The sequence below is a fragment of the Rhodopseudomonas sp. P1 genome, assembly GCF_039642825.1.
Lineage (GTDB): Bacteria > Pseudomonadota > Alphaproteobacteria > Rhizobiales > Xanthobacteraceae > Rhodopseudomonas > Rhodopseudomonas palustris_H.
Genome location: NZ_CP088006.1, coordinates 2,583,326 through 2,608,222, shown reverse-complemented (window position 1 = coordinate 2,608,222; position 24,897 = coordinate 2,583,326). Strand labels below are relative to the sequence as shown.

The following is a 24,897-nucleotide window of genomic DNA, read 5'->3' as shown; positions in this document are numbered from 1 at the left end:
AGCTGCGCCCTCAAGCCAGCAGATTGACGGTCACACGCTCGGCAAAGGCTTTGGGATCCGTGCTGGAATCGAGGACTTTGACGAGCTTCAAATCCTCCGAACTTTTCTGGATCTGATCAACCAGCGGCTGTCCGATCGGGTGATTGTGCAGAACGAACGAACCGAGGATCTCGGTCAGTTCCGCATGCGTCAGCCCCGCAGGCTTCAATGCGTCCAAATACCATTGCGCGGCTTCGTCGGCATGATCCGCGACGTAGTCGTGCACTTCGATGTTGGCAATTGCCAACCGGCGGAGGGCGTCTTTGTTAGCCTTGAGGAAGGCGCCATTGGCGCCCAGCACGCAGCAGGTGTGCCCTTCGTACACGCCCGTCTGGGTGTCTGCGATCTTGGTGAGCCCGAACTTTTTCTCGATCGAGAACGCCCACGGGTCGAGATGAGCCGCAATGTCGGCGTCGCCGCGGTTGACCGCCTCACCGACGAGATCGAATGGAACGACCTTCCACGTGACGTCATTCTCCGGATCGATGCCTGCCTTCGCGAGCGTGACCTGGAACGCGACCTTTGGCGGCGACACGACATCGTAGCTGGCGATCGTCTTGCCCTTGACGCCGGCAATGTCCTTGATGCCCGACGCCGGCGAGGCCAGCAGACGCTGGCAGCCGCCATGCGAGCCGACGAACAGCTTGACGTCGAACCCCTGCTCCAGAGGCTTCAGCCAATCGCCGATCAGTCCCGCTCCGACATCGGCCTTGCCGGTCGCGAGAGCCTGGATCAGGGTCTGCCCGCTGGCCCCCTGATAGAACAGTTCGACGTCGACATTGTGCTTCGCATAGAGCCCCTTGGCCACACCGAAACCGAGTGGCGAATGGCAGGCTGCGACCTCCGTCCAGGCCAGACGGATCTTGGGTGCAGGTGCAGCGACCGCAGGCGAATAGATTTTTCCAGCCAACGCACCGGCCGAAACGACCAGCCCCGCGGCGCCGGTCGTCTTGAGCAAATGACGCCGGGACAGACCGCCAACCTTCTTCGATTGCGCCATCAAACGCCTCCGATGTTTCAAACGAAAAATAGCAAATTCAGCTCGATCGGATCGAGTTGGCCCCATGACCAACCAAATGAATCAGTCCGGCTCGCAGCGGCGTAGGATCAGCGCGAGGAAATGCTATTCACTTGTTGCTATTCCCCGACCGCGAACGTGCGCGCTCGTCAATGATGCCGGCGGCCACAACGGCTGTCGAGACGGTGACAAAAATAGCAACACGGGAACTACTGCACTAATAATCGATGCAATGTTCATATCGCGTGGTGAGTTGCGATAGTCGTATTTTGCTCGTTACCGTTCCATGAAATCCGCACCCGCATTCGAGTACCGCAGCAAGATAGAGAGATGATTGGCCGAATAGACCGGCATACGGTTGGTCTCACGACCGAGGCAGCAAGCGTTCGCCGGCAGTGATACTGCGAGCCATGAGGCGAAACGACATCCGCCCAGCCGATCGAGAGTGATCAGCGCCCGCTGGATGAGCCGAGCCGCCGCTCCAGCCAGAGGCTGTAGCGCGAGCCGCCATACCCCATGACGAAATAGACGAGCGCCACCACCAGAAACGACTCCTTGTAGTAGCCGAGCCACTCCGGATCGGCCGCCGCAGCCTTCGCCGCGCTCAGAATGTCCATGATCCCGATCACCGCGAGCAGCGACGTCGCGAGCAGAAAGCCGATGCCAAGATTGACCAGGCCCGGAACGACGGCCCGCAGCGCCTGCGGCAGCACGATGAGACGCATCGCCCGCCAGTAGCCCAACCCGAGTGCCAGCGCCGCTTCCTCCTGTCCCTTCGGCACGGCCTGCAGGCCGCCGCGCACGACCTCGGCCACGTAGGCGGTCCAGAACAGCGCGACCATGATGATCGCACGCGGCAGCTTGTCGAGCGGAACGCTGCCCGGCAGTGCCATCGGCAGAATCAACGTGGCGAAGTACAGGATCGCGACCATTGGGATCGCCCGCATCAGTTCGATGTAACCGATGGCGAGCCAGCGCACGAGCAGCATCCGGGACCGCCGCGCCAGCGACAGCAGCACGGCGATCGGCACCGACGTGGTGAAACAGATCATCCACACCAGCAACGTGATCGGAAGCCCACCCCATTGGTTGGAGGACACTACACTTCCGCCCGGCAGGCCGCTCATCAGCGCCAGACAGACGCCGATCACGACCGGCCACGCCACGACGAGGCGCGCGCTCCACAGGCGCGGCATCGCGCTCGCGAGCAGCAGGGCGATCAGCAGCCCGCACACCACGACGGGGCGCCACAGCCCTTCGGCGGGATAGAACGCGAACAGGAAGAACCGCAGCTTGGCGGCGACGAACGCCCAGCATGCGCCGCCCCGCGCCGTGCACTCGGCCGAGCTGCCTTGCCACGTCGCGTCGAGCAGCAGCCAGCGCAGCAGCGGCACCCCGAGCCACACGATCAGCGCCAAGACAGCGAATGTCACCAGCGCGCGACGCCAGCCGCCGAACAGCGCTGCAACCGGCTTCGGCCAGTCGAAGCTGCGTCGCTGCGATAGGGTCTCCTGGAGTTCGAACGCGTTCAAGCCGGCCGCCCTCCCCGCATCGCGACGCGCGCATTGTAGAGGTTCACCACCGCCGATACCGACAGGTTCAGGGTCAGATACAGTGCCACCACGATCAGCAGCGCCTCGAGCGCCTGCCCGGTCGTGTTGGCGGTGGTGTTGGTGATATTCATCAGGTCCGGATAGCCGATCGCGACCGCGAGGCTGGAATCCTTGATGACGTCGAGATAGCACGAGGTCGCCAGCGGCGTGATCACGCGGAGCGCCTGCGGCAGCACTACCAGCCGAATGATCCGCAATTCGCTCAGCCCGAGCGCTCGCGCGGCATCCCATTGCTCGCGCCGCACCGACAAGATGCCGGCGCGGACGATTTCTGCAAAGATCGCAGCGAACTTCACCGTCAGCCCGACGAGCAACGCGGCGAATTCCGGCGTCAGGCTGGTGCCCCCCTGAATGTTGAATCCCTGCACCGCCGGGCTGTGCAGCGAAATCCGGAAGCCGCTAGCATAGATCACGACCGCGAGCACGAGCATTGCCACCAGACCGAGCGGCAGCGGCGCCAGTGGACCGCGCGCTCGGCTCCGCCACATCAACGCCAGCCAGCCGAGCAGGATCGCGGCGATCGCCGTGATCGCCATCCACGATCCCTCGGCAATGACGACGCTCGGCAGATAGACGCCGCGATTGGTCAGGAAAACGCAGTCGAACCACACCACGGCGCGGCGTGGCGGCGGCAGTGCGTGGGCCAGCCCAATCCAGAAGAACAGTTGCAGCAGCAGCGGCGTGTTGCGAACGACCTCGATCGACCAGCGGACGAGCCCCGACAGCACCGGATGGCCCGCTAGCCGCATCAGCGCCAGCGCGACACCCAGCACGGTCGCGAGTATGCAGCTCACCACCGCGACCTTCGCGGTGTTGAGGACGCCGACGGCGATCGCACGCGCGTAGCTGTCGCCGGCCCGGAACAAGATCGCGCTCTCGCCGATTTCGAAATTGGCCGCGCGCTCCAAGAAGCCGAACCCGGGCGTCAGGCCGATCCTCGCCATGGTGGCGGCGATGTTCGATCCCAAAACGGCGACGAGAACCACGACCGCGACCAACACGGCGAGTTGTGTCGCCGGTCGCGGCCCGAGCCAATTCGGCAGCCACACTCGCGGGCGGCGCCGGGGGCGTTCAAGCGCAGACACGGCGACCGCCGCGCGTTACGTCAGCGGAACGGCGGCGAGTACAACAAGCCGCCCTGGGTCCACAGCCGATTGTAGCCGCGCTCCCAGCCGAGCGGTTTGAGGTGCCGATCGAAGATCTCGCCGTAATTGCCGACTGTCTTGATGATCGTGTAGGCCCATTTCGGGTCGAGCCCGATCGACTCGGCGAGCGACGGATCGACGCCGAGGAACCGCCGGATCGACGGATCGTCGGACTTGAGGAAGTCGTCGACGTTCTTCGATGTGATCCCCCACTCCTCGGCCTGGATCGTGGCGTTAACCGTCCAGGTGACGACCTCGAGCCAGCGATCGTCGCCGCCTGCAACCGCCGGCGCCAGCGGCTCCTTCGACAACCGCTCCGGCAGAATCACGTAGTCGCCCGGCTTCTTCAGCTGGGTCTGCTTGGCCGCGAGGTCGGAAGCATCCTGGGTCAGTCCGTCGACGCGACCCGAGTCGAGAGCCGCAATGAATTCGCTGGTGTCCTCGATCGTCACCGGCGTGAATTTGTGCCGGTGCTTGCGGAAATAGTCGGCGATGTTCAATTCGCCCGTGGTGCCGCTTTGGATTCCGATTGTCGCGCCGTCGAGTTGCGACGCCGAGGTCACGCCGAGGTCCTTGCGCACCAGGATGCCCTGGCCGTCGTAGAAGATGGTCGGACCGAAATGAAAGCCGAGCTTGAACGCACGCGTGATGGTGACGGTGACGCCAGACAACAGCACGTCGAACTCGCCCGATTGCAGCGCCGGGAGACGCTGCTGCGGCGACGAACTGGTAAACTGTACCTTCTCCGGATCTCCGAACACGGTGACAGCCAGCGCCCGGCCGAAGTCGACGAAAAAGCCTTGCCAGCGGCCGTTCGAATCCGGCGCGAAATAGCCAGGCGTCGTTCCGACGCCGACCTTGATCACCCCGCGGGACTTGATGCGGTCGAGCGTCGGCCCGGCCGATGCGGCGCTCGACACCAGAGCAAGGACGACCGCGAGCGCAGCGCCAACCGACATTGTCCGTCGCACATGCTGAAACATGACAGGCTTCTCCAGCTATCGGGGTGCCGTTGCTAATCCCGCGTGAAGGTCACGGGACGGCTGTATTCGTAAGGCGCGATGTCGGCGAACGCCGCCCGTCGCGCCTTGGCATGATCGTCGACCGTGCGCCAAGAGCCGCCGATCAGCGCCGCGGTGCGCTCTTCGCCCCGATATGGATTCCACTCCGCGATCGCCTTGGTGGTGGGACGTCCGCTGCGTGCAAAGCTCGCCCAGATCTCGCCGATCCGATCCCGCACATTCAAGCGGTCCTGGCTGTCGCCGATCAGCGGCGCAGCGGCGTCGAGCGTCCCGAAAATGAACGGTACCTCGGCGGTGTGCGGCGAGCCCAGCACACCGTCGCGCGCCGGGGACCGCCAGTCGAACCGATAGGCGTACACCGGAGCCTTGCCCTGTGCGGCCTTGCGGTCGGCGACCAGCAGCGTCGGCAGCACGTAGTTGTAGTCGCCGGCCACAGCGATCAGCAGTTCACTCGGCGACGATTCCGGCAGGATGTCACGGTAGGCGCGGATCAGCTTGTCGGTCGCCGCATCGTCGAGACCGACGAATTTCTTGATCCGGGCGCGAACCTGATCTGCACCGAGCGAGAAGTTGCGTTGATCGCCGGCGAGGAAGAAGGTCGCTTCGTCCGCCGTCGTGCCGATCAGCAGCGGGATATCCTCCGACACCGCGCTTGCGGCCGGATCGAACGGATGCTGCTTGAACACCAGATTGTCCAGCGTCGGCCGGAAATCAGCGACGCCGGTCTTCGCCGCCACCTGCGCGATCGCCGCGACCAGCTTGTCGGCGGGAATCTCCCGCAGCTTGCCGGCGTTCCTCGCCGTCAGATCGAACTGCGCCAGCAGCGCGTGCGCCGAGCGCGCGGCTGATTCCGGTGTCGCCAGCCGCCAGGCACCCGACGCGCTCTGGATCACGGCGCGGTGGAACAGGCCCTTGGCCGCTGGCGCGCCGAGCAGCACCGCGACTTTCGCGGCGCCGCCGGACTGACCGAAGATGGTGACGTTACCGGCATCGCCGCCGATCGCAGCCGCGTTGTCGCGCACCCATTTCAACGCCGCGATCTGATCCAGCACGGACAGATTGCCCGACGCCGGCGACAGCTCCTCGGGAAACTCGCCGGTGAACAGCGAGCCGAACAGATTGAGCCGGTGGTTGATGGAGACCACGACCACGTTCTGCGCCTTGGCAAGGTGCGAGCCGTCGAAGCCGGGCGATGTGCCCGCGCCGATCGCGAATGCGCCACCGTGCAGCCACACCAGAATCGGCCGCTTGCCGCCGTCGTTGACGCCGGGCGTGTACACCGACAGCGTGAGATTGTCCTCGCTGGTCGGCACCTTCGACCAGTACCAGGCGAACTCCGCCGGGCTCGGTGCCGCGGGCTGCGGCGCCGATGGCCCGAACTGCGTCGCGTCGCGCTCGCCGGTCCACGCAGCAGGCGGCACCGGCGGACGGAAACGATTGTCGCCGGCGGTCGACGCGCCGTAGGGCACGCCCTTGAACGATGCAACTCCGTCGATGCTCTCTCCGCGCAGCCGCCCGAGCCGCGTCTCGATCACAACCGGCGACGCCTCGCGCGCCCGCGCCGGCGTGGTGAACACCAGCGGCAATGCGGTGGACGACGCGCCGGTGAGCACGGCGGCTCCAACGGCGTGACCGAGGAAACGGCGTCGATTCATCTTCGGGGCAGACGGGTCGAAGGATTGGGGCGGCATATCAAGATTCCGGGACAGAGATTTCGACTGGCGCACGACATCCGAGAGCTGGCTGCTCACTCCTGCCGCGCACTTCGCACACTTCACGACGTCGACGATGGCTGCCCGCCGCAGCCAGAGCAATAGTCGTAAACTTCGAATTTCGGCCGCGGCGAAGACTGTCGTTTCACCACGTCAAGCAGGACTGAAACAATCGACTTCCATGCTTTGGCCGAGGCCGCACACGCGCCTTCCGCGTCATCATGCGCGGATGCGACGATTACTTCCGGCTGAACGGTTTCGGCACGAACGATCCATCGCCCCCGGATTCATTAGAAGCGAATTTCGGCAACGCTCTGCTAGCGTCGGGTTGTTTAACCATCCTCATCGGAAGGACTCTTGATGTCACAAAAGGCCCTGATCGCCGCGATCACCTCGGGACTATTCACAATGTTCGCCGTTGTCCTTTGGCCGATCGCATCGGCGAAGGCAGAAGCCGAGATCGTCACCGAGGACTTCAAGATCAAGTCATCGACTCCTGGAATCGAATTGTTCGTCCGCAACAAACGTCCGGCGGGCACCGACGTCTACCGGAGCGATCGCACCGTCCTCTACGTGCATGGCGCCACGCTGGCTTCCGAGCTCGTGTTCGATCTGCCGGTCGGCGGCGCGTCGTGGGCCGACGATCTCGCGCGGGCCGGTTGGGACGTGTGGCTGGTCGATGTTCGCGGCTACGGCCGGTCGACATGGCCGGAGGCGCTGCGGGCGCCGGCCGAGAACAATCCGCCGGTGGCGACGACGGCGGAAGCCGTCGCAGACTTCACCTCCGCTGCCGATTTCATTCGTGCCAAGCGCAAGATCGACAGCCTGCAGGTGATCGGGTGGTCGTGGGGCGGCGTGATCAGCGGCGCCTATGCGGCGGCCAATCCCGACAAGGTGTCATCGCTCGTGCTTGTTGCGCCGTTGTGGGCTTTCGACAAACCCGTTACCGCAGGCCCGCCCAAGAAGGCGTGGCAGGAATGGACGCTCGCCGACTCGCGCGCGCGGATTCAAAAGGGCGTCCCCGCCGACCAGGTGAAGCTGATCCTGCCCGACAGCACCGTTGCGCTGTGGGAGAAGGCCGTGCGCGACAGTCAGCCGGAGGCGACGGGACGCACGCCCGAACTGTTCAGGTCGTCGACCGGCGTTGCGGCGGATGTGTCGTGGCAGGCGCAACAGCCCTATGATGCGGCGGCCATCACGGCGCGGACCCTGATCATCCGCGGCGAGTGGGACGATCTCACACCGCGGTCGCTGCAGCTGGCGCTGTTCGGCCAATTGAAGAACGCGAAGATTCGCGAACTGATCGAAGTCCCCGCGGCGAGCCACTTCATCATCGTGGAAAAGGCCCGGGACCGCCTGTTCGACGAAGTCAGAAACTTCCTCTCCCGTCACTGACCAAGCACGGACCACGACACAAGGCTCGGGACGAGAACTCGCTCGCCTTACAGGCTTCGCTCGAGCCAAACTGTATCGCACCGTCTTTTACACCGTGCCCCGCTCGGAGACGCAGCGTTCGATCGGGCGACGATTTCGATCGTCGTCCGATCGAGCTTTGCCTACCTGGCAGAACAGGCATGATCGCAGCGGGCTCCAATCCCCGCTATGGTTGCTGAAGACACGCGACACGGGATGCAACGATGACCAATGCAGCGAAGCCATGGGGCCCGGCCACCTGGGCCCTCTATATGGGTGACCACCATCGCCAGGTCGGAGATCCGGTGACGCCCGGCCCCGCTCTTAGTGCGAGCTTTCTCACCGCCCCAAATGCGGTCGGCTTCTCCGCCAACGATCTCGGCGCCGCGGCGCCGCATTTCTACACAAGATGGAGCAATCCCACCGTCGAGCTGCTGGAGGCGCGGCTGGCGGCGCTCGATGCCGGCGAAGCCGCGGCGACCTTCGCGTCTGGCATCGCCGCCGTGGCCGCGTTGTTTTCCGACCGTCTCCACGCCGGAGACCATCTGGTGCTGTCCGACGTCTGCTATGCCGGCGTCGCCGAACTCGCCCATGATGAGCTCACGCGCAATGACATCGCGGTTACGACCGTGGATTCGTCGAGGCCCGAGGCGGTCGCGGCTGCGCTTCGTCCCAACACCCGGCTGGTGCATATCGAAACCCCGGCCAATCCGATCCTGCGCCTTGCAGATATCGCCGCGATTGCTCCGCTCGTGCACGCCGCCGGCGCCGAATTGTCGGTCGACGCAACCATCGCGACTCCGCTCGGCCTTCGCCCACTCGAACTCGGTGCCGACTACGTCGTCCACTCGCTGACCAAATACATCTGCGGTCACGGCGACACGCTTGGCGGCGCGGTGATCGGACGAGCCGAGGCGATCGCGCGACTGCGGCGCGGCAGCCTGATCCACCTCGGCGGCTGCCTGGCGCCGTTCTCGGCATGGCTGATCCTGCGGGGTCTCGAAACGCTCGCGCCGCGGATGCGGCTGCACGAGGCCAACGCACGCGCCGTGGAAGCGCTTCTCGCCCACCACCCGAAGGTGAAAGCGGTCTACTGGCCCGGCTCGCCTCGCCATCCGCAGCACGAGCTGGCGCAACGAACCATGCGTTGCTTCTCAGGCCTGCTCTCGTTCACCGTGAATGGCGACGGATCGGCATTGGCGGAGCAATTCGCCGAGCGGATGCGCGTCGTCTCCTATGCGGTCTCGCTCGGCAAGACCAAGAGCCTGCTGGTCTACATCCCCACCGAAGACATTTTGCGCTCGTCGTTCCGACTGACCGGCGACGCGGCGGCTTGTTATCGCGCCTGGGCCGGCGACGGGGTCTTTCGCCTGTCAGTCGGCATTGAGGACTCCGCCGATATCATCGCGGATCTCGAGACCGCACTGGGATGACGCGGCTCCCGCTCCGTGCCAGCGGTCCGGCTGATCTCGAGACTCTCGACCTCGAGGTCAGCGTCGCCCGGGCAAGGGGGATAGGCTGGTAGCCCTTCTAATCTCCAACACCAACCAGGACGACCTCTGTCGTCTCCACTCGTTGCGTTAGAGGTCGGCTACCAGCCGCCACGCATCTCTGCGCCCGAACGGCGGCATCAATATCCACCCCGACGACGTCGAGGACAAAGACCAGTTCCTCGCCGAGTGCCAGGCGGGTCAGAACTCGCCCCCTCCGATCGTCGCTACCGCATTGGAGCTGATCGGCGGGCCCGGTCCGCCGACGCGGAGCAGAGGCCGATCACGACAGCCTTTCCATGCTCAAAGCGCGCTCCGTCCGACAATCTCATTCTTGTACCAGTCAAATTGAGAGAACTTCTTTTCGGTTGATTTGCCTAGATAACTAACTGACAAATCACCTGTTTCGCGTAGGTATCTACGTCGCATCGAAACGACGCGGTCCGTGGAAGCAACAGCAATGAACCGAGAGGAGAGGAAACCCATGACGACCCTATCCCGGCGCCTGGTGACCAGTCTGGTCCTGGCAACAATGCTTGTGCCGACCGCGGTCATGGCAGCGGACAAGCCGAAGGAGATCAGGATCGATTGGGCGACCTATAACCCCGTTTCGATCGTGCTCAAGCAGCAAGGCCTGCTCGAAAAGGAATTCGCCAAGGACGGCATCGGCATCGTCTGGGTGCAGTCGGCCGGCTCCAACAAAGCGCTCGAATTCCTCAACGCCGGCTCGATCGATTTCGGCTCCACCGCTGGTTCGGCCGCATTGGTTGCCAAGATCAACGGCAATCCGATCAAGTCGATCTACGTCTATTCACGGCCCGAATGGACTGCGCTGGTGACCACCAAGGATTCCAAGATCGCCTCGGTCGCCGACCTCAAGGGAAAACGCGTAGCGGTGACTCGCGGCACCGATCCACATATTTTCCTGGTGCGTGCGTTGCTTGGTGCCGGCCTGAGCCAGAACGACATCACCCCCGTGCTGCTGCAACACGCCGATGGCAAGGCCGCGCTGATCCGCGGCGATGTCGATGCCTGGGCTGGCCTCGATCCGATGATGGCGCAAGCCGAAGTCGAGGAAGGCGCCAAGTTGTTCTACCGCAAGCCCGAAGCCAACACCTGGGGCATCCTCAACGTGCGTGAGGACTTCCTCAAGGAGCATCCGGATCTGGTTCGGCGCGTGCTGGCCGTTTACGAAGATGCGCGCAAGTACTCGCTCGCCCATTACGACGAGCTGAAGCAAGCGTTCATCGGCGTGACCAAGCTGCCCGACGCCGTGGTCGACAAGCAGCTCAAGGAACGCACCGAACTCACTCACAGCCGGATCGGCACGCCGCAGCGCGACTCCATTCTCGCCGCGGGACTGGCACTGCAGCAAGCGGGCGTGATCCAGCCGTCGGTCGACGTCAAAGCGGTGCTCGACACGCTGATCGACGATCAGGTGCCGCTGCCGACCAACTAAGCACGACACAGTGCGGCTGCGGACCGCAGATCGCGTGCCAAGCGGATGGGTGCGGGGCCGGAGATGTCGGCCCCGCTAAATGCGGCTTCTTACGTGCAGCCAAATTGGGAAGCGGTTTAGCCATGGCCTTGACGTTAGACAACGCCGCGCCGGTCACGACGGCGGCTCCATCGGCACACCGCCGCCCACCTCCTTGGCGCGGGCCGGCGCTTGGACTGCTGTTGCCGCTGACGGTGGCGGTCGGCTGGGAAGCGGCCGTGCATCTCGGCTGGTCCAACGGCCGGCTGGTGCCGCCCCCGTCTCGCGTGTTTGCGACCATTGCCGAATTGGCACGAACCGGAGAACTCACCCGACATGTTGTCGCGACGCTCGGCCGCGTCGCCGCCGGCTTCGGTCTCGGCGTCCTGTCGGGGACAGTGCTCGGCGCGGTCGCGGGCTATTGGAGTGTCGCACGGCGGCTGCTCGATCCGACCGTTCAAGCGCTACGCGCGATCCCGTCGATCGCGTGGGTGCCGCTGTTCATTCTGTGGCTCGGGATCTTCGAAACTTCGAAGGTGGCGCTGATTGCGGTCGGCGTGTTCTTCCCGGTGTATCTCGGCGTGATGGGCGCGATCCGCTCGGTGGATCGCAAGATCGTCGAGGTCGGCCGCGCGTTCCGATTGTCCGGCCCGGCGATGATCCGGCGCATCCTCCTGCCGGCGGTGCTGCCGGCCTATGTGCTGGCGCTCCGCGTTGGGCTGGGGCTCGGCTGGATGTTCGTGGTCGCGGCCGAGTTCATGGGCGCCTCGGAGGGGCTCGGCTTCCTGCTGATCGACGGGCAACAGCTCGGCAAGCCGGCGCAGATCGTCGCGGCGATCGTGATCTTCGCCTTGCTCGGCAAGACCACCGACTGGCTGATCGAGATCGCCACCCTGCCCCTGCTGCGCTGGCAGGATGCGTTCGGCCGGCACGACGGAGAAACCTGATGCTGGTGCTTGACGGCATCGACAAGACCTACCCCGCCGGCGTTCACGCCCTGCAATCGTTCTCCGCGAGGATCAATCTCGGCGAGATCGTCGCGGTGATCGGCGGCTCGGGCTGCGGCAAGTCGACTTTGCTGCGGGCGATCGCCGGTCTCGATCGGGCGAGCGCCGGCACCATCGTGCTGGACGGTGAAATCATCACGGCGCCACATCCCAAGATCGGCATCATTTTTCAGGAACCACGGCTGCTGCCGTGGCTGAGCGTCGCCGACAATATCGGCTTTGGTCTCGAACGGCTGCCGCGATCGGACCGTCACGCGCGCGTCGCCGCCGCACTTGCCCGAGTGGGACTGGCCGACAAGGCGAAAGCGTGGCCGCGCGAACTGTCCGGCGGTCAGGCCCAGCGCGTAGCAATCGCACGGGCGCTGGTGCCGCAGCCGGAAGTCATTCTGCTCGATGAGCCGTTCTCGGCGCTCGACGCTTTCACCCGCACCGATCTGCAGGATCACCTGCTCGATCTGTGGGCAGATACCCGGCCGACGCTGATCCTTGTGACCCACGACGTCGAGGAAGCCGTGGCGCTCGCCGACCGTGTCTTGGTGATGCGGCCGAGGCCGGGACGATTATTTGAAGAAATCCGAACCGATCTGCCGCGTCCACGCGACCGCACCTCGGCGGCCTTCGAAGACGTCAAGCACGCCGTCCTGCATTCGCTCGATCGATCGCTGCAGCGCACCGGGCACCGGACAGACGATTTGCTCGTCGAAGGCGCCGGGATATAACTCATCAAAACAGGGAGGAGCGATCAAAATGGATGCGCTGGAATTGCGCGCGCTGCAGGCGCCGATCAAGGACCGCTATAAGGCCGATCCGGCCACCGCGCTGATCACCCTGAAAGCCAAAGGCGCGATCGATACCGACGGCATCAGTTGCAAGGTCGAAACTGGCAAGGCCTTGGCAACGGCCGGCCTGCATCCGGCGACTGGCGGCTCTGGGCTTGAACTTTGTTCGGGAGACATGTTGCTCGAGGCACTCGTCGCGTGTGCCGGCGTCACCCTGAAATCGGTTGCGACCGCGATCGAAGTGCCGCTCTCGCGGGGCGACGTGTTCGCTGAAGGCGATCTGGATTTTCGCGGCACGCTCGGCGTCGACAAGGAGGCACCAGTCGGCTTCCGCGAGATCCGGCTGCGATTTGACGTCGAAACCGACGCGCCGCAGGACAAGCTCGATCTGCTCTTGAAACTGACCGAGCGCTATTGCGTGGTGTATCAGACCATCAAGAACGGCCCAAAGGTGTCCGTGTCTCTGCATCGCGTCTAATCGATATCCTCACGCCGTCAGGACAAAACCGATGATCACCGCCATTGTGCGCTATCGCCTGCCCGCGCATATCGACCGGGCCGCATGCCGAGATCATTTCGAAGCGATCGCTCCGGGGTTCCAGTCTGTGAAGGGGCTGCTCAGCAAGCACTTCATCTGGAGCGGGCGCGGCGTCGCCGGCGGTGTGTATCAATGGGCGAGCCAGGCGGACGCCGAGGCGTTCTATTCCGGCCCCTGGCGCGACGGCATCGTCCAGCGCTACGGCATGGAGCCGGAGATCGAGTTCTTCACGGTATTTGCCAAGACCGACAACGAAGCCGGAACGGTCACCGTCGTCGAAGCGGCCCAGCCGGCTTGACGTCCGCTACGGCATGAGATGCGCGGCCGCCGCCGCACGCTAACCCCCAATCACACCGAGTCTCTTCCAGCGCTGGCAGCTCGCTCGCCCGCGATTGAGAAGGCTCAAGCAATTCGCTGCCGGAGAATGAGGTCGGACGCCTTTTCACCGATCATCACCGCAGGCGCATTAGTGTTGCCAGACACCAGCGTCGGCATCACGGAGCAATCGGCGACACGCAATCCCTCGATGCCACGAACCCGCAACTGCGGATCGAGCACCGGCCCGATCGCGCAGGTTCCGGCTGGATGAAACAGCGTCTGCCCCTTCTGACGGGCGTGCGCCAAAAGCGCGTCGTCGCTGGTGGCGCCGGCTCCCGGCAAATACTCCTCGACGATAAAGTCCGCGAGCGGCTTCTCGCTCGCGATGGTCCGTGCCAGACGCAAGCCATCGATGACAGCGCGGCGATCCGTTTCGGTTGCCAGATAGTTCGCTCGGATGCGCGGGGCCTGCCGCGGATCAGGGGCAGCGATCAGCACGCTGCCGCGACTTTCGGGGCGCAGCTGGCACACGTTCGCGGTGAATCCTGAGAACGCATGAAGCTGGTCCGCAGAGCTCTCGGCACTAAACATCATGAAATGATACTGGATATCCGGACGCGTCAGCTCCGCACGTGTCCGCGCAAACAGCCCGACCTGGCAGGCGCTGATCGTCATCGGGCCGGACCGGCTCAGCAGATATCGCGCTCCCATCCATAGCTTGCGCACCGGGTTGCGGACGATATCGTTCAGCGTCAGTGGATGGGCCGCCTTCCAAACGATGCGAACCTGGAGGTGATCCTGCAGATTGGCACCGACGGCAGGCAAATCCAGCACCGGTTCGATAGCGACGCTCGCCAGATGTGCGGCAGGACCGATGCCCGACAGTTGCAGCAGCTGTGGCGAATTGACAGCGCCCCCACACAGGATCACCTCGGATCGCGCACGCAGGACCCGCCGTTCGCCGTCGCGTAGATATTCCACACCGACGGCTCGTCCTCCCTCGATCAGAACGCGGCCGACCAGCGCCTCGGTCTCGACGCGGAGATTGGCGCGTCGCAGCGCCGGACGCAGAAACGCCACCGCGCTGGAGCAACGGCGGCCCTCGCGGGTCGTCAGTTGCACATAGCCGACGCCATCCTGGGACTCGCCGTTAAAGTCCAGATTGGCCGGTATGCCGGCGGCAGTGGCGGCGTCGATGAAGGCCTGGCAGATCGGATTGCGCTCGCTGAGGTCGGCGACCGCCAGCGGCCCGCCCACGCCATGATACGCATCAGCGCCGCGGACCTGATCCTCCGAGCGCTTGAAGTACGGGAGGACATCGGACCAGCCCCACCCAGACGCGCCGGCGGCTGCCCAGCCGTCATAATCGTCAGGGTGCCCCCGCATGTAGACGAGCCCGTTAATGCTACTGGTCCCACCGAGCACCTTGCCGCGCGGCCAGAAGATACGCCGCCCGTCCATCGTCGGCTCCGGCTCGGTCTCGTAGCACCAGTTGATGTCGGGATTTCGGATCGTCTTGGCATAGCCGATCGGAATGTGAATCCACGGGTTGGAATCGCGGGGACCCGCCTCCAAAAGTGCGACCGAGGTGGCGGGGTCCTCACTGAGACGATTGGCAAGGACACATCCCGATGAGCCTGCTCCCACGATGATGAAATCAACTGTCTCTGTCGTATTGGCGCGTGTCATCGGAGTCCGTCGGAAAGCGGTTGTCAGCAAGCAGTGAAAGAACGTTGCGCCGATTGCTCGAAATCATTTCGCATGTCAATCGAGCGATGATCGCGGAGCCCAATCTTGGCTTCGGTCGATCTGCCGTTTGCGACAACTTCGACTACGTCTCAGCCGTCGATCGAAAGGAATTTCTGCAGGGGTGTGCGTTCGCGCGTCCCTCATTGTTTTGTTCATCGGATAGTTGATAATGCGCGTCGACTTGGTCAGCATCGCGCTCGCTCGGTGATCGCGACGCCCATGTCGTGGACATCGAACGTCAGGAATGATCCCAGAACGTCAGAGGTCGTTTGATGTCGATTGGCATGTCGCGTCGCCGTTTGTTGCAAGCCAGCGCGGGTCTTGGGTTATCCGGGTTGCTGGGCACAGCAAGCGCACGAGCCGCCACCCCAACCGATCTCTCCGGGGTCACGCTGCGGATTGCCTTCTACAAGGGGCTGCACAAGACCTTGCTGGAAACGGCAGGCCTCGCCGCAACGCCTTACAAGATCGATTGGAAGGAGTTCAACTCCGGCGTCCAGCACATCGAAGGCATCAACGTCGACGCGCTCGACCTGGGTTCGGGCAGCGAAACTTCGGCGGCGTTCGGGGTGAAGTCCAAAGCACGAGTGAAATTCATCGCGGTGTATCGCGAGGATCTCAACAATCAGGGCACGTTCGTTCAGAAAGATTCGGGCATCGATCGCGTCGCGGACCTCAAGGGAAAGCGCGTCGGCTACGTTCGGGGAACGACGTCTCACTATTATCTCTACAAGCAGCTGGCTGAGGCCGGTCTGTCCTTTGGCGACATCAAGGCGACCCACCTTGCGCCCACCGACGGCCTGTCTGCCTTCGCCCGTGGTGATCTCGATGCATGGGCGATCTGGGGTTACAATGGCCAGCTCGCCCGCTCCAAATACGGGGCTCGTACCCTGAAGACAGGCGTCGGGTATCTTTCAGGAAACTTCCTGATCTCGGCCAATCCTTCCGCGATCGACGACCCGCTGCGGCACGCTGCGCTTGCAGACTTTCTCCTGCGGCTGCAGAAGGCCTATGCCTGGAGCAATGCGAACTATCCGACCTACGCGGAAGCCCAGTCACGCGATACCGGGGTGCCGGTCGAGGCCATTCTCGACCTGTTCAACAATCGCAGCCAGGATTACAGCCTGATCGCCAACAGCGATGCAGCGGTTCAAAGCCATCAGGAAGTCGCTGACGTGTTCACCAAGATTGGCGTGTTCGACGCACCGGTGGACGTCAAGCCGTTCTGGGACCGCAGCTTCGACCAGGCATTGGCCTGACCACCGAACCACCTGACGAATGCAGCAAACGCCGCGACGTCGACGCCGTCGCGGCTCCTGGAGAGTTCACCCATCTCCCTGCTGATCGTCAGCGAGATGCCCACCGATTGTTCGGACGGCGACGTTGTGATGGTGGACGGTCAGTCCCGCGTGGCACTCCCTACGCTTGATCCGACGCTGTCACGATCGCCTCCAGCAACGTCAGACCGCCGCGAGAGCCGCCGAAGCCACTTGTCAGGCTCAAGCGGCGGGTCGGCGCGGCGCATTCGATCAACGGCACTGCGAGGCGGTCAGCGACCGCTCGCTCCAGGGAGCTGCCGAACACGATCTCCGCGCCACTGCTCCCGATAAGCGCGGCGATCTCGTCGTCGTCTTCGCTGTAGTGAACGATGGGCAGCTCATCCTCGAGCGTGCTGCGATGCTCCGCGGGCGGATTGTCGGTGACGACGATCGCGGCCGGCGACCAACCGAGGGTCCGGCTGAGAAACCGAACGATGCCTCCCGCGTGCAGACTCGGCAAGGCAACGGCAAAGCTGCGGGCCCCGCCTTGTCGATAGAGCGTCTCCAGCAGCCGGTCGATGAAATACGCCTCGCGCTGCCGCTCGCGGTCGATGAAGATCCGCGCCGCAGCATCGTCCACCTCACCGGCGGCAGCGACGATCCTTTCCAGCAGCGCGCCTGTCGCCGCGGCGCCAACGGGCAACCCCGCGCTTTCGATCCAGGGAATGCCGAAGCGGTCATCAAGCGCACGGACCGCAGCCCCGCTCCAGGGCGACAACGAGACGCTTAGTTCGGCCTGTGCGGTCGCCCGCAGGCTCGACAGCCCCCCGAACGGACCGAATATCGGGTTCGGGATCAGGCCGACACCTGCGATCAGCCGAGACAATTCCTCGATTTCCGCGAGCCACGTTGCATCTTGATGCGGGACGGGACCGAGAATGTTGACCAGGCCAGCTCGGGTGGCCCCCGGAACGACAGTTCGTTCCACAGCCGCCTGCAGGAACGATTGATAGCCATGATAGGCCGAGCCGCGAAATCCAGCGGTCGCCAGGTCGAGCACCTCGTCCCCGGCGTCCCGCGCCTCTTGCGCCATCGCCTCGACGTCGTCGCCGATCATCTCGGCCGGGCACCCGGTCAGAACCACGGTGATTTCGCTCGACACCACGCCGCGCGTATTCTTGATCTGCTCGCGCAACCGCGACGCGCCGCCAAACACAATGTGCTTCTCCGACAGATTGGACGTCGGCCACGACACGCCGCAACCGCCGATGCCCTGCCACAGCCCGGCTTGCACGCCGCAGCCGGGCGTCGCGTGGACGAGCGGAGTTACGCCATCGATCGCGGTTGCGGCGTAAAGCGCGCCATGCAGCGCGCATCCGGCGCGTGGTCGCATCAGATGCGCCGCCATCATCTCACCTCACGCTTGATGTGCCAGTCCGGGCTGCGCTTCAGCCAACCTGCGCGATACGCGGACGTCCCGAGCCCGGCCGTAAAACCATTCTGCCGTGCGGCCAGCGCCCGGCCGATGCGGGTTGCAAGCTTTGTCTCACCGGCCGCCCCGAGCAAATCGTCGCCTTCGATTGCGACCGCGGCTATCCCGGCGCGGGTCGCTGTCGCCGCGGCAGCCGGCGTTCCGATCAGCAGGTCCGGCTCGATCTTGCCGAGCCAGTTCACAAGTTCAAAGGCCTGCCCTGCTCCGACATGCAAGGCCACGGTCGCCGCATTGGTCAGAGCCTTGAGCCCCTCGACATGAAGGCTGTCGATCCAGTCGACGCTGATCCCGGCAATCCGGCCACCGAACTGCACCACAAGCTCAGCGATCGCCAACGCCTGAGATGGCGGCAGCGCAATCACCACACGGCGCTCCTCCAGCAGGTCGGCGCTGACGCGATCGTCGATCCTGATCGGCAGCGGTCGCTCGGTCGCCTCGGCGACGGCTTCGACAAACCGCCGCGCACCCAAGGCGCCGATCGGCGGCGGCAGATGCAGGAACGGCACCCGGTGCAGCCGGTCGAGTTCGCGGCGGAGCACGTCGGACTCGTCCTGAAACACCGCGACGCTGAGGACCGCCTGCGCCGCCTTGGCGAACGCTTCCTGGCCGGCGCCGGCCGGCACCAGATTGACATCGAGCCCAAGCCCGGCGAGCTGTTGCGCCACAGCCGTGAGGCCAGGGCCCCGCTCAAAAGCCAGCAGGTTGATCAGGTCGCGCCGACGGCCGTGCTGCGGCGGCACCAAGGACGCCAGAGCCGCGCTCGCAATATCGTAGCCGGTGGCACCGATCCGCGAACGGAATCCATCCGTCCGCAGCTCGACGACCGGGATGCCGAGTTCATCACTCAGCTCTTGAGCCACCGCCTGGATGTCGTCGTTATTGATCGCAACGACCGGCGTTGCCACCACGACAATTCCCCAGGGGTGATGACGTTGATACAGCCGACGCAGCGTCCGAGCGAGATTTCCGTCAGCGCCGAGAATGGTGTCGCGCTGATCGAGGTTGGTGACCGCCCATGGACGGCCCGGGCGGCTGCGCACCAGCGCGCCGGCGCAGCCCCGAGCACCGTGGACGACGATCCCCAGCCCTTCCACCTCTGCCAGAACGCGCAACGCGATCGACACATCGTCGCTAGCAACTTGTGAGAACGTCCGAATCCGCGACGCAGGTGGCCCGGCTTCGAGTTCAGCGATCAAGGACGCGACGTCGCCCAAATAGGCACTGACGCCATTGAGCCTCCGTTCCCGGGTCGGCGGCTGAAGTGCCTTCTCCACCTCACACCACCTCGACGAGCCGACGCTCCGCCGCTCCGCCGAACACACGGTCACCCCATTGTTTGGCCCATTGCTTCAACGCTGGAGCGTTGAGAGGCTTGGGGATCGACACCGGATGATCGCCTGCGATGTGCCGCGCGAGCTGACGGTACACGTCAGCCTGCTCTGAAGTCGGTGCCGCTTCGATCACGGTCTGGCCGTATAGTTCGCTCTGCGCCACCGTCAGCGAGCGCGGCACATAGCCCACCACGTTCGTTCCTGTTCGCGTGGCGAAATCGTCGATCAGCGCGCTCGCATACGGCGTCTGGATGCTGTTGGCGATCACACCGCCAAGCCGTGCGCCGCCCGAAGGTGCGTATTTGCTGATCGCCTTGAACAAATTGTTGGCCGCGAAGATCGCCATGAAATCCGACGACGTCACGACGAAGGCGGATTCGGCGATGCCATTGCGGATCGGCACCGCGAAGCCGCCGCACACGACGTCGCCGAGCACATCGTACAACACGTAGTCCGGCTTGAATTCCTCGAACAGTTTCAGTTCATGCAGCAAATCGACCGCGGCATTGATGCCGCGCCCAGCACACCCCACGCCGGGAACCGGCCCGCCGGCCTCGATGCACAGCACACCGCCGAACCCGATCGCTGACACGTCCGCGATGGTCGGCCGGCCACTATCCCGCAGGCTGTCCAGCACGGTCGGTAGATCCTCGCCACCCCGCAGCATCGTCGTCGAGTCGCTTTTCGGATCGCAGCCGATCTGGATCACGCGATGCCCCGCCTCCGCCAGCGCCGCGCTGATGTTCGACGTCGTGGTCGACTTGCCGATGCCTCCCTTGCCATAGATCGCGATGTGCTTGGGCTTATTGGTGCTCACGAAAACCCCGTTGTGCTCAGCGGTGAAGAGGTGACGACGCAGCTCACTCGGCGGGTTCGAGCTGCCTGGCCGTGCCGAAAATCGGCAGCGTCTCGTCCTCGATCCGGTAGATGTCATGCTGCAATGTGTCGGACGAGGCGTTGCTGTCGAACACGTGCTGGTAGGTGATGCCGTTCTTCTTCCAGATCGCGACCAGTTTGTGCGCGAGGTCGAGATACCAGCCCGGCTCCGGACAACGGTGGCCTTCGAGCTCCGAGCCGGGGTTCGGACACCAAACAGCGAACGTCCCGACCACCCCCTTGGACGCCAGATACTCCAGCCCGGCCAGCGTGCTGCGCTTCGGCTCGATTCCGGCGACGATGTTGGAGCGCACTCTGCCATGACCGAACACGGTGACGGCATATTCGAGCGCCTTGACCCAGTGCTCCCAACCGCCACCGCCGCGCGCCTTACCGGGGCAGATCGCGTCATAGATCCCCTTGTCCCAGATCTCGATGTTCATGGCCGTGGTGCGGTAGCCGGCCTCCTTGAAACGATCGAGATTGCGCAGATCGAGCGGCGCAGCAATCGTCGCGGTGCCGTTAAAATCGTCGAGCCCGGTGTGCTGCTGAATGGCTTCCGCGACGTCGAGGTAGTATTCGAGTTCACGGCGCTCCGGGATCACGCCTCCGCTGACCGTCAGGTGATCGATCGCACCGTCATTGTAGGCGCGCGCCGCCGTCTCGCCGATCTGCCTCGCGTTCTTCCAGAACACCCCACCTTTGTCGCCGTACACGTCCTTGGTGTAATTGATGTTGCAGAACAGGCAATCTTCGCCCTTGTCCTTGTACGAGCACTCGTTGCTATAGACCACGAACAGGTGCCGATCAGCGTAGTGTGCACCAATCTGCGCCATCTCGATCCCATCCGACGTCTTGGCGCCATAGAATGCCGGACGCTCACGAAATCGGATCTCGGCGATCACCTCACTGCCATCAATCAGCACCGTCCGATCGCCGAGCAGATCGACCCGATAGCCCGATTTCGGATTCCAGCGGAACGGGACGCTCAGCCCGAGCGGCAGATAGAAATGCGACGGCAGCTCGACCGTGTGGGTTTCGAAATCCATCTCGAACAGGCAATGCACCTGCTCCTGGGCCTTGATGCCGGGCTGGACGAAATCGAGCGCCTCGCCGCTGATTGCAACGCCGTTGATGCCAAGCTCTGCCTTGAGCGCCAGTTCGCGCCAAAGTCCTTCCTTCAACTCGCTAACTGTCGGCATATACATCTCATCCGTGATTGCGCCACGGCACCGGAGGCCATCAGGCGGTCCGCAAATCATCCTCGAACCTTATCCCGCCGACAATTCTGAAGATGACGCCGTTTAGAGGTTGTTTATGATGGACCTGATCGGCTCAGCAGAACAGGTGATCTAACAAGGTAACTAATTGCAGATAGCTTGCGGCGCTCATCATCAGTCGGCGGTCTGGACATACGTCGTGACTGGCTTGTCTCGGGAGCCACGGCAGCAACTAAGTTCCCTCTCTTGGGGATCAACTGCGATCGTTTGCACGAGAACAACCATGCCGCCTTCGGCCCAAACAGAGGATTTTACCTCCGCCTGTGCCTCTGTCTGAGCACAGGCGTTGCTATTTTTCCCAACGGCTCGACACCGCCTCCCCCGCCTCCCATCATCCCTCGCGACGAACCAACAACGAGGGAGGCCAGATGCAGCGCCGACAATTTCTCCAGCTATCCGCCGGAGCCGCTTTGCTGCCGATTCTGTCGCGCTCAGCCGCGGCCGAGCCGCTGACCGAGATCCGCATCGGCTATCAGAAGAACGGCGTGCTGGTGATCGCGCGGCAACGGCGGACGCTGGAGGATCACTTCGCCGGACAGAATATCGGCATCAAATGGCTGGAATTTTCTTCCGGTCCCCCGATGCTCGAGGCGATGAACGTCGGCAGCATTCACTACGGCGCCGTCGGTGACTCGCCGCCGATCTTTGCCCAGGCTGCTGGCGCTGCAATCGTCTACGCGGCCGGTCAGCCGATTACCAACGGTCAGGGAATCCTGGTTCCGAAGGATTCGCCGATCCGCGGTCTCGCCGACCTCAAGGGCAAGCGCATCGGCTTCACAAAGGGATCGAGCGCCCACAACGTCGTCTTGCTGGCGCTCAAGAAGGCCGGCCTGACCTATGGCGACATCACGCCGGTGTACCTGTCCCCGCCCGACGCCGGGCCCGCGTTCGCGCAAGGCAGCATCGACGCCTGGTCGATCTGGGATCCATATTTCGCGATCGGCGAGCTGAAGCAGAACGGGCGCGTGCTGGTCAATGCATCCGAGGTCGGCCGGACCAACTCGTTCTACATCGCCAACCGTGAATTCGCTCAACGCAATGCGTTGATCCTCAAGCAGATCATCGAGGTCACCAGCGCGACCGCGCGATGGGCTGAAGATCATCGCGGCGACGTCGCTCAGTCCCTCAGTGCCGTCACAGGCATCCCGCTCGACATCCAAACGATCGCCGCGAACCGCTCATCGTTTGTGGTTGGGCCGGTGACGGACGAGATTGTCTCGACCCAGCAGGACGTCGCCGACCGTTTCCATCAGCTAGGCCTAATTCCCCGCCCGATCGTGGTGCGCGATGCGGTTTGGCGGCCGCCACAGGCTTGAGCCGGCCAACGCAAAAAGACAGGACAATCCAGGAGCACGCCGCATGACTGCCCCCCAGACGACATCTTCCAACTTCCTTTGGTTTCTTCCGACCCACGGCGACGGTCACTATCTCGGAACATCGAATGGTGGCCGTGACGTCAACTTCGGCTATCTCCGGCAAATCGCACAAGCGGCCGATCAGCTCGGCTATTTCGGCGTGCTGCTCCCCACCGGGCGGAGCTGCGAGGATTCCTGGGTGGTGGCCTCGGCGGTGGCGCCTTGGACCGAGAGGCTGCGTTATCTGGTCGCCGTCCGCCCCGGCCTGCAGTCGCCCAGCGTCGCAGCTCGGATGACCGCGACGCTGGACCGCTTGATTGGCGGCCGGCTTCTCGTCAACGTCGTCACCGGCGGCGATCCGGTCGAGAACAAGGGCGACGGCGTGTTCTTGTCGCACGACGAGCGCTACGAGGTCACCCGCGAATTCCTCAACGTCTATTCGGATCTGTTGTCCGGCAAGACCGTCAACGTCGCCGGAAAGCACATCACGATCGAGGATGGACGGCTGCTGTTTCCGCCGGTGCAAAGCCCCCGCCCGCCGCTGTATTTCGGCGGGTCATCGGACGCCGGCATCGACGTCGCAGCCGACACGGTCGACAAGTATCTGACCTGGGGCGAGCCGCCCGCCCAAGTCGCCGAGAAGGTCAATCGGGTCCGTGCGGTGGCGGAGCCGCGCGGGCGCAAGCTGTCGTTCGGCATCCGCTTGCACGTGATCGTTCGCGAGACCAACGAAGCTGCCTGGGCCGCAGCCGACGATCTGATCCGCTACGTCACCGACGACACCATCGCTGCCGCGCAGAAGGTGTTCGCCCGGATGGACTCGGTCGGACAGCAGCGGATGTCGGAGCTGCACGGCGGCCGCCGCGACAAGCTCGAGATCAGTCCCAATCTGTGGGCCGGCGTCGGTCTGGTGCGGGGCGGCGCTGGCACCGCGCTGGTCGGTGATCCGCAGACCGTGGCCGCCCGGATTAAGGAATATCAGGACGTCGGCATCGACACCTTCATTCTGTCCGGATACCCGCATCTCGAAGAAGCCTATCGGTTCGCCGAGCTCGTGTTCCCGCTGGTGAAGCCGCAGCACGCGGGCAACGTCACGCCGCTGCGCGCCAATACCGGCCCGTTCGGCGAGACCATCGCCAATGAGCATCTGCCGAACGCCAAGCAGGCGGCCAAACCATGAGCCTCGTCGAAACCCTCGCCCGCCCGCGCGCGTGGCGGCTGCCGCGACCGGACGGGCTGATCCAATGGATCGTGCCGCTGCTGATCATCCTGGTCTGGCAAGCGGCCTGCAGCCTCGGATTTGTATCGGCGCGTGTGCTGCCGGCGCCGAGCGATGTCCTCGTCGCCGGCTGGAAGTTGCTGCAGTCCGGCGAACTCGTCCGCAATATCTGGGTCAGCTTCTGGCGTGCCTCGGTCGGCTTCGCCATCGGCGGCAGCATCGGCTTTGCGTTTGGTCTCGCCAACGGCCTGTCCAGCCTCAGTGCCAAGCTGTCGGACACCACGTTGCAGATGGTCCGCAACGTGCCGCACCTGGCGCTGATCCCGCTGGTGATCCTGTGGTTCGGGATCGACGAGGAGGCCAAACTGTTCCTGGTTGCGCTCGGCGTGTTCTTCCCGATCTATCTGAACACCCTGCACGGCATCCGCAGCGTCGATCCGCAACTGATCGAGATGGGGCGGATCTACGGCATGAGCAACGTCGAACTGTTCCGCCGGGTGATCTTTCCGGGTGCGCTGCCCTCCGTGTTCGTCGGCGTCCGTTTCGCGCTCGGCATCATGTGGCTGACCCTGATCGTGGCCGAGACCATCGCGGCCTCGTCGGGCCTCGGCTACATGGCGATGCAGGCACGCGAATTCATGCTGATCGACGTGGTCGTTCTATCGATCCTGATCTACGCCCTGCTCGGCAAACTCGCCGACAGCGCCTCGCGTCTCCTCGAACGGCAGACGCTGTCGTGGCACCCGGCATTCCAGCGCTCTTGAG

General features: G+C 64.1%; 21 protein-coding genes. 11 read left to right on the top strand and 10 right to left on the bottom strand.

The window, feature by feature from the left end:
* Positions 1–10: 10 nt before the first annotated feature.
* The 5 genes from LRC39_RS12100 to LRC39_RS12080 form a co-directional block, all read right to left on the bottom strand.
* Positions 11–1,039, bottom strand: coding sequence for an ABC transporter substrate-binding protein (locus tag LRC39_RS12100; protein WP_119018520.1), 1,029 nt, complete (start codon positions 1,037–1,039; stop codon positions 11–13).
* A 467-nt stretch (positions 1,040–1,506) separates the two neighbouring features.
* Complete coding sequence (locus tag LRC39_RS12095) at positions 1,507–2,475, bottom strand: amino acid ABC transporter permease (RefSeq protein ID WP_346297426.1); 969 nt, start codon at positions 2,473–2,475, stop codon at positions 1,507–1,509.
* 110 nt (positions 2,476–2,585) lie between these two features.
* On the bottom strand, positions 2,586–3,656 hold the full coding sequence (locus LRC39_RS12090; RefSeq protein WP_346297425.1) for an ABC transporter permease subunit: 1,071 nt from the start codon (positions 3,654–3,656) through the stop codon (positions 2,586–2,588).
* A 119-nt stretch (positions 3,657–3,775) separates the two neighbouring features.
* Complete coding sequence (locus tag LRC39_RS12085; RefSeq protein ID WP_346297424.1) at positions 3,776–4,798, bottom strand: amino acid ABC transporter substrate-binding protein; 1,023 nt, start codon at positions 4,796–4,798, stop codon at positions 3,776–3,778.
* Between the two features lie 32 nt (positions 4,799–4,830).
* Positions 4,831–6,492, bottom strand: coding sequence for a carboxylesterase/lipase family protein (locus LRC39_RS12080; protein WP_346297423.1), 1,662 nt, complete (start codon positions 6,490–6,492; stop codon positions 4,831–4,833).
* 417 nt (positions 6,493–6,909) lie between these two features.
* Here LRC39_RS12080 and LRC39_RS12075 point away from each other — a divergent pair, with 417 nt between their 5' ends.
* From LRC39_RS12075 to LRC39_RS12045, 7 genes are all read left to right on the top strand, one after another.
* On the top strand, positions 6,910–7,944 hold the full coding sequence (locus LRC39_RS12075; protein ID WP_346297422.1) for an alpha/beta hydrolase: 1,035 nt from the start codon (positions 6,910–6,912) through the stop codon (positions 7,942–7,944).
* A gap of 242 nt (positions 7,945–8,186) precedes the next feature.
* Positions 8,187–9,395 carry a trans-sulfuration enzyme family protein gene (locus LRC39_RS12070; protein ID WP_346297421.1) on the top strand — a complete coding sequence of 403 codons (1,209 nt, stop codon included), beginning with the start codon at positions 8,187–8,189 and terminating at the stop codon, positions 9,393–9,395.
* A 541-nt stretch (positions 9,396–9,936) separates the two neighbouring features.
* Complete coding sequence (locus tag LRC39_RS12065; RefSeq protein WP_346297420.1) at positions 9,937–10,911, top strand: aliphatic sulfonate ABC transporter substrate-binding protein; 975 nt, start codon at positions 9,937–9,939, stop codon at positions 10,909–10,911.
* Between the two features lie 122 nt (positions 10,912–11,033).
* Positions 11,034–11,876 carry an ABC transporter permease gene (locus LRC39_RS12060; RefSeq protein ID WP_346297419.1) on the top strand — a complete coding sequence of 281 codons (843 nt, stop codon included), beginning with the start codon at positions 11,034–11,036 and terminating at the stop codon, positions 11,874–11,876.
* Positions 11,876–12,655, top strand: coding sequence for an ABC transporter ATP-binding protein (locus LRC39_RS12055; RefSeq protein ID WP_346297418.1), 780 nt, complete (start codon positions 11,876–11,878; stop codon positions 12,653–12,655). Before LRC39_RS12060 ends, LRC39_RS12055 begins: the two co-directional genes overlap by 1 nt.
* A gap of 28 nt (positions 12,656–12,683) precedes the next feature.
* A complete protein-coding gene (locus tag LRC39_RS12050) occupies positions 12,684–13,193 on the top strand; it encodes an OsmC family protein (protein ID WP_346297417.1) in 510 nt (169 codons plus the stop codon).
* 31 nt (positions 13,194–13,224) lie between these two features.
* On the top strand, positions 13,225–13,551 hold the full coding sequence (locus tag LRC39_RS12045) for a hypothetical protein (RefSeq protein WP_346297416.1): 327 nt from the start codon (positions 13,225–13,227) through the stop codon (positions 13,549–13,551).
* Positions 13,552–13,655: 104 nt separating this feature from the next.
* On the opposite strand, the gene LRC39_RS12040 is transcribed toward LRC39_RS12045, so the two are convergent.
* The gene (locus LRC39_RS12040; RefSeq protein ID WP_346297415.1) at positions 13,656–15,260 is read right to left on the bottom strand and encodes a GMC family oxidoreductase; all 1,605 of its coding nucleotides are present in this window, start codon (positions 15,258–15,260) and stop codon (positions 13,656–13,658) included.
* A gap of 332 nt (positions 15,261–15,592) precedes the next feature.
* Here LRC39_RS12040 and LRC39_RS12035 point away from each other — a divergent pair, with 332 nt between their 5' ends.
* A complete protein-coding gene (locus LRC39_RS12035) occupies positions 15,593–16,579 on the top strand; it encodes an ABC transporter substrate-binding protein (protein WP_346297414.1) in 987 nt (328 codons plus the stop codon).
* A 160-nt stretch (positions 16,580–16,739) separates the two neighbouring features.
* On the opposite strand, the gene LRC39_RS12030 is transcribed toward LRC39_RS12035, so the two are convergent.
* The 4 genes from LRC39_RS12030 to LRC39_RS12015 form a co-directional block, all read right to left on the bottom strand.
* The gene (locus LRC39_RS12030; RefSeq protein WP_346297413.1) at positions 16,740–17,987 is read right to left on the bottom strand and encodes a nitrogenase component 1; all 1,248 of its coding nucleotides are present in this window, start codon (positions 17,985–17,987) and stop codon (positions 16,740–16,742) included.
* The gene (locus LRC39_RS12025; RefSeq protein WP_346297412.1) at positions 17,987–19,183 is read right to left on the bottom strand and encodes a nitrogenase component 1; all 1,197 of its coding nucleotides are present in this window, start codon (positions 19,181–19,183) and stop codon (positions 17,987–17,989) included. The genes LRC39_RS12030 and LRC39_RS12025 overlap by 1 nt, the downstream gene beginning before the upstream one ends.
* A gap of 163 nt (positions 19,184–19,346) precedes the next feature.
* Entirely contained in the window at positions 19,347–20,219 is an 873-nt protein-coding gene (locus tag LRC39_RS12020; protein ID WP_346297411.1) for a nitrogenase iron protein NifH, read from the bottom strand.
* 43 nt (positions 20,220–20,262) lie between these two features.
* Positions 20,263–21,480, bottom strand: coding sequence for a radical SAM protein (locus tag LRC39_RS12015; protein WP_107346571.1), 1,218 nt, complete (start codon positions 21,478–21,480; stop codon positions 20,263–20,265).
* Positions 21,481–21,926: 446 nt separating this feature from the next.
* Here LRC39_RS12015 and LRC39_RS12010 point away from each other — a divergent pair, with 446 nt between their 5' ends.
* Genes LRC39_RS12010 through ssuC form a run of 3 tightly spaced genes read left to right on the top strand, consistent with a single transcriptional unit; the run spans position 21,927 to position 24,896 of the window.
* Complete coding sequence (locus tag LRC39_RS12010; protein WP_346297410.1) at positions 21,927–22,874, top strand: sulfonate ABC transporter substrate-binding protein; 948 nt, start codon at positions 21,927–21,929, stop codon at positions 22,872–22,874.
* Between the two features lie 43 nt (positions 22,875–22,917).
* Positions 22,918–24,093, top strand: a complete 1,176-nt coding sequence (ssuD, locus tag LRC39_RS12005; RefSeq protein WP_107355464.1) for an FMNH2-dependent alkanesulfonate monooxygenase — start codon at positions 22,918–22,920, stop codon at positions 24,091–24,093.
* The gene (ssuC, locus tag LRC39_RS12000) at positions 24,090–24,896 is read left to right on the top strand and encodes an aliphatic sulfonate ABC transporter permease SsuC (protein ID WP_107355463.1); all 807 of its coding nucleotides are present in this window, start codon (positions 24,090–24,092) and stop codon (positions 24,894–24,896) included. Before ssuD ends, ssuC begins: the two co-directional genes overlap by 4 nt.
* The last annotated feature ends 1 nt before the right edge of the window (position 24,897 follow it).

What these genes read in the sequence shown, in the direction of transcription:
- LRC39_RS12015 (WP_107346571.1), bottom strand. Translation starts at nt 21,480, where the DNA reads ATGCCGACAGTTAGCGAGTTGAAGGAAGGACTTTGGCGCGAACTGGCG.
- LRC39_RS12035 (WP_346297414.1), top strand. Translation starts at nt 15,593, where the DNA reads ATGTCGATTGGCATGTCGCGTCGCCGTTTGTTGCAAGCCAGCGCGGGT.
- LRC39_RS12065 (WP_346297420.1), top strand. Translation starts at nt 9,937, where the DNA reads ATGACGACCCTATCCCGGCGCCTGGTGACCAGTCTGGTCCTGGCAACA.
- LRC39_RS12040 (WP_346297415.1), bottom strand. Translation starts at nt 15,260, where the DNA reads ATGACACGCGCCAATACGACAGAGACAGTTGATTTCATCATCGTGGGA.
- LRC39_RS12010 (WP_346297410.1), top strand. Translation starts at nt 21,927, where the DNA reads ATGCAGCGCCGACAATTTCTCCAGCTATCCGCCGGAGCCGCTTTGCTG.
- ssuD (WP_107355464.1), top strand. Translation starts at nt 22,918, where the DNA reads ATGACTGCCCCCCAGACGACATCTTCCAACTTCCTTTGGTTTCTTCCG.
- LRC39_RS12060 (WP_346297419.1), top strand. Translation starts at nt 11,034, where the DNA reads ATGGCCTTGACGTTAGACAACGCCGCGCCGGTCACGACGGCGGCTCCA.
- LRC39_RS12085 (WP_346297424.1), bottom strand. Translation starts at nt 4,798, where the DNA reads ATGTTTCAGCATGTGCGACGGACAATGTCGGTTGGCGCTGCGCTCGCG.
- ssuC (WP_107355463.1), top strand. Translation starts at nt 24,090, where the DNA reads ATGAGCCTCGTCGAAACCCTCGCCCGCCCGCGCGCGTGGCGGCTGCCG.
- LRC39_RS12030 (WP_346297413.1), bottom strand. Translation starts at nt 17,987, where the DNA reads ATGGCGGCGCATCTGATGCGACCACGCGCCGGATGCGCGCTGCATGGC.
- LRC39_RS12055 (WP_346297418.1), top strand. Translation starts at nt 11,876, where the DNA reads ATGCTGGTGCTTGACGGCATCGACAAGACCTACCCCGCCGGCGTTCAC.
- LRC39_RS12075 (WP_346297422.1), top strand. Translation starts at nt 6,910, where the DNA reads ATGTCACAAAAGGCCCTGATCGCCGCGATCACCTCGGGACTATTCACA.
- LRC39_RS12045 (WP_346297416.1), top strand. Translation starts at nt 13,225, where the DNA reads ATGATCACCGCCATTGTGCGCTATCGCCTGCCCGCGCATATCGACCGG.
- LRC39_RS12050 (WP_346297417.1), top strand. Translation starts at nt 12,684, where the DNA reads ATGGATGCGCTGGAATTGCGCGCGCTGCAGGCGCCGATCAAGGACCGC.
- LRC39_RS12070 (WP_346297421.1), top strand. Translation starts at nt 8,187, where the DNA reads ATGACCAATGCAGCGAAGCCATGGGGCCCGGCCACCTGGGCCCTCTAT.
- LRC39_RS12100 (WP_119018520.1), bottom strand. Translation starts at nt 1,039, where the DNA reads ATGGCGCAATCGAAGAAGGTTGGCGGTCTGTCCCGGCGTCATTTGCTC.
- LRC39_RS12080 (WP_346297423.1), bottom strand. Translation starts at nt 6,492, where the DNA reads ATGAATCGACGCCGTTTCCTCGGTCACGCCGTTGGAGCCGCCGTGCTC.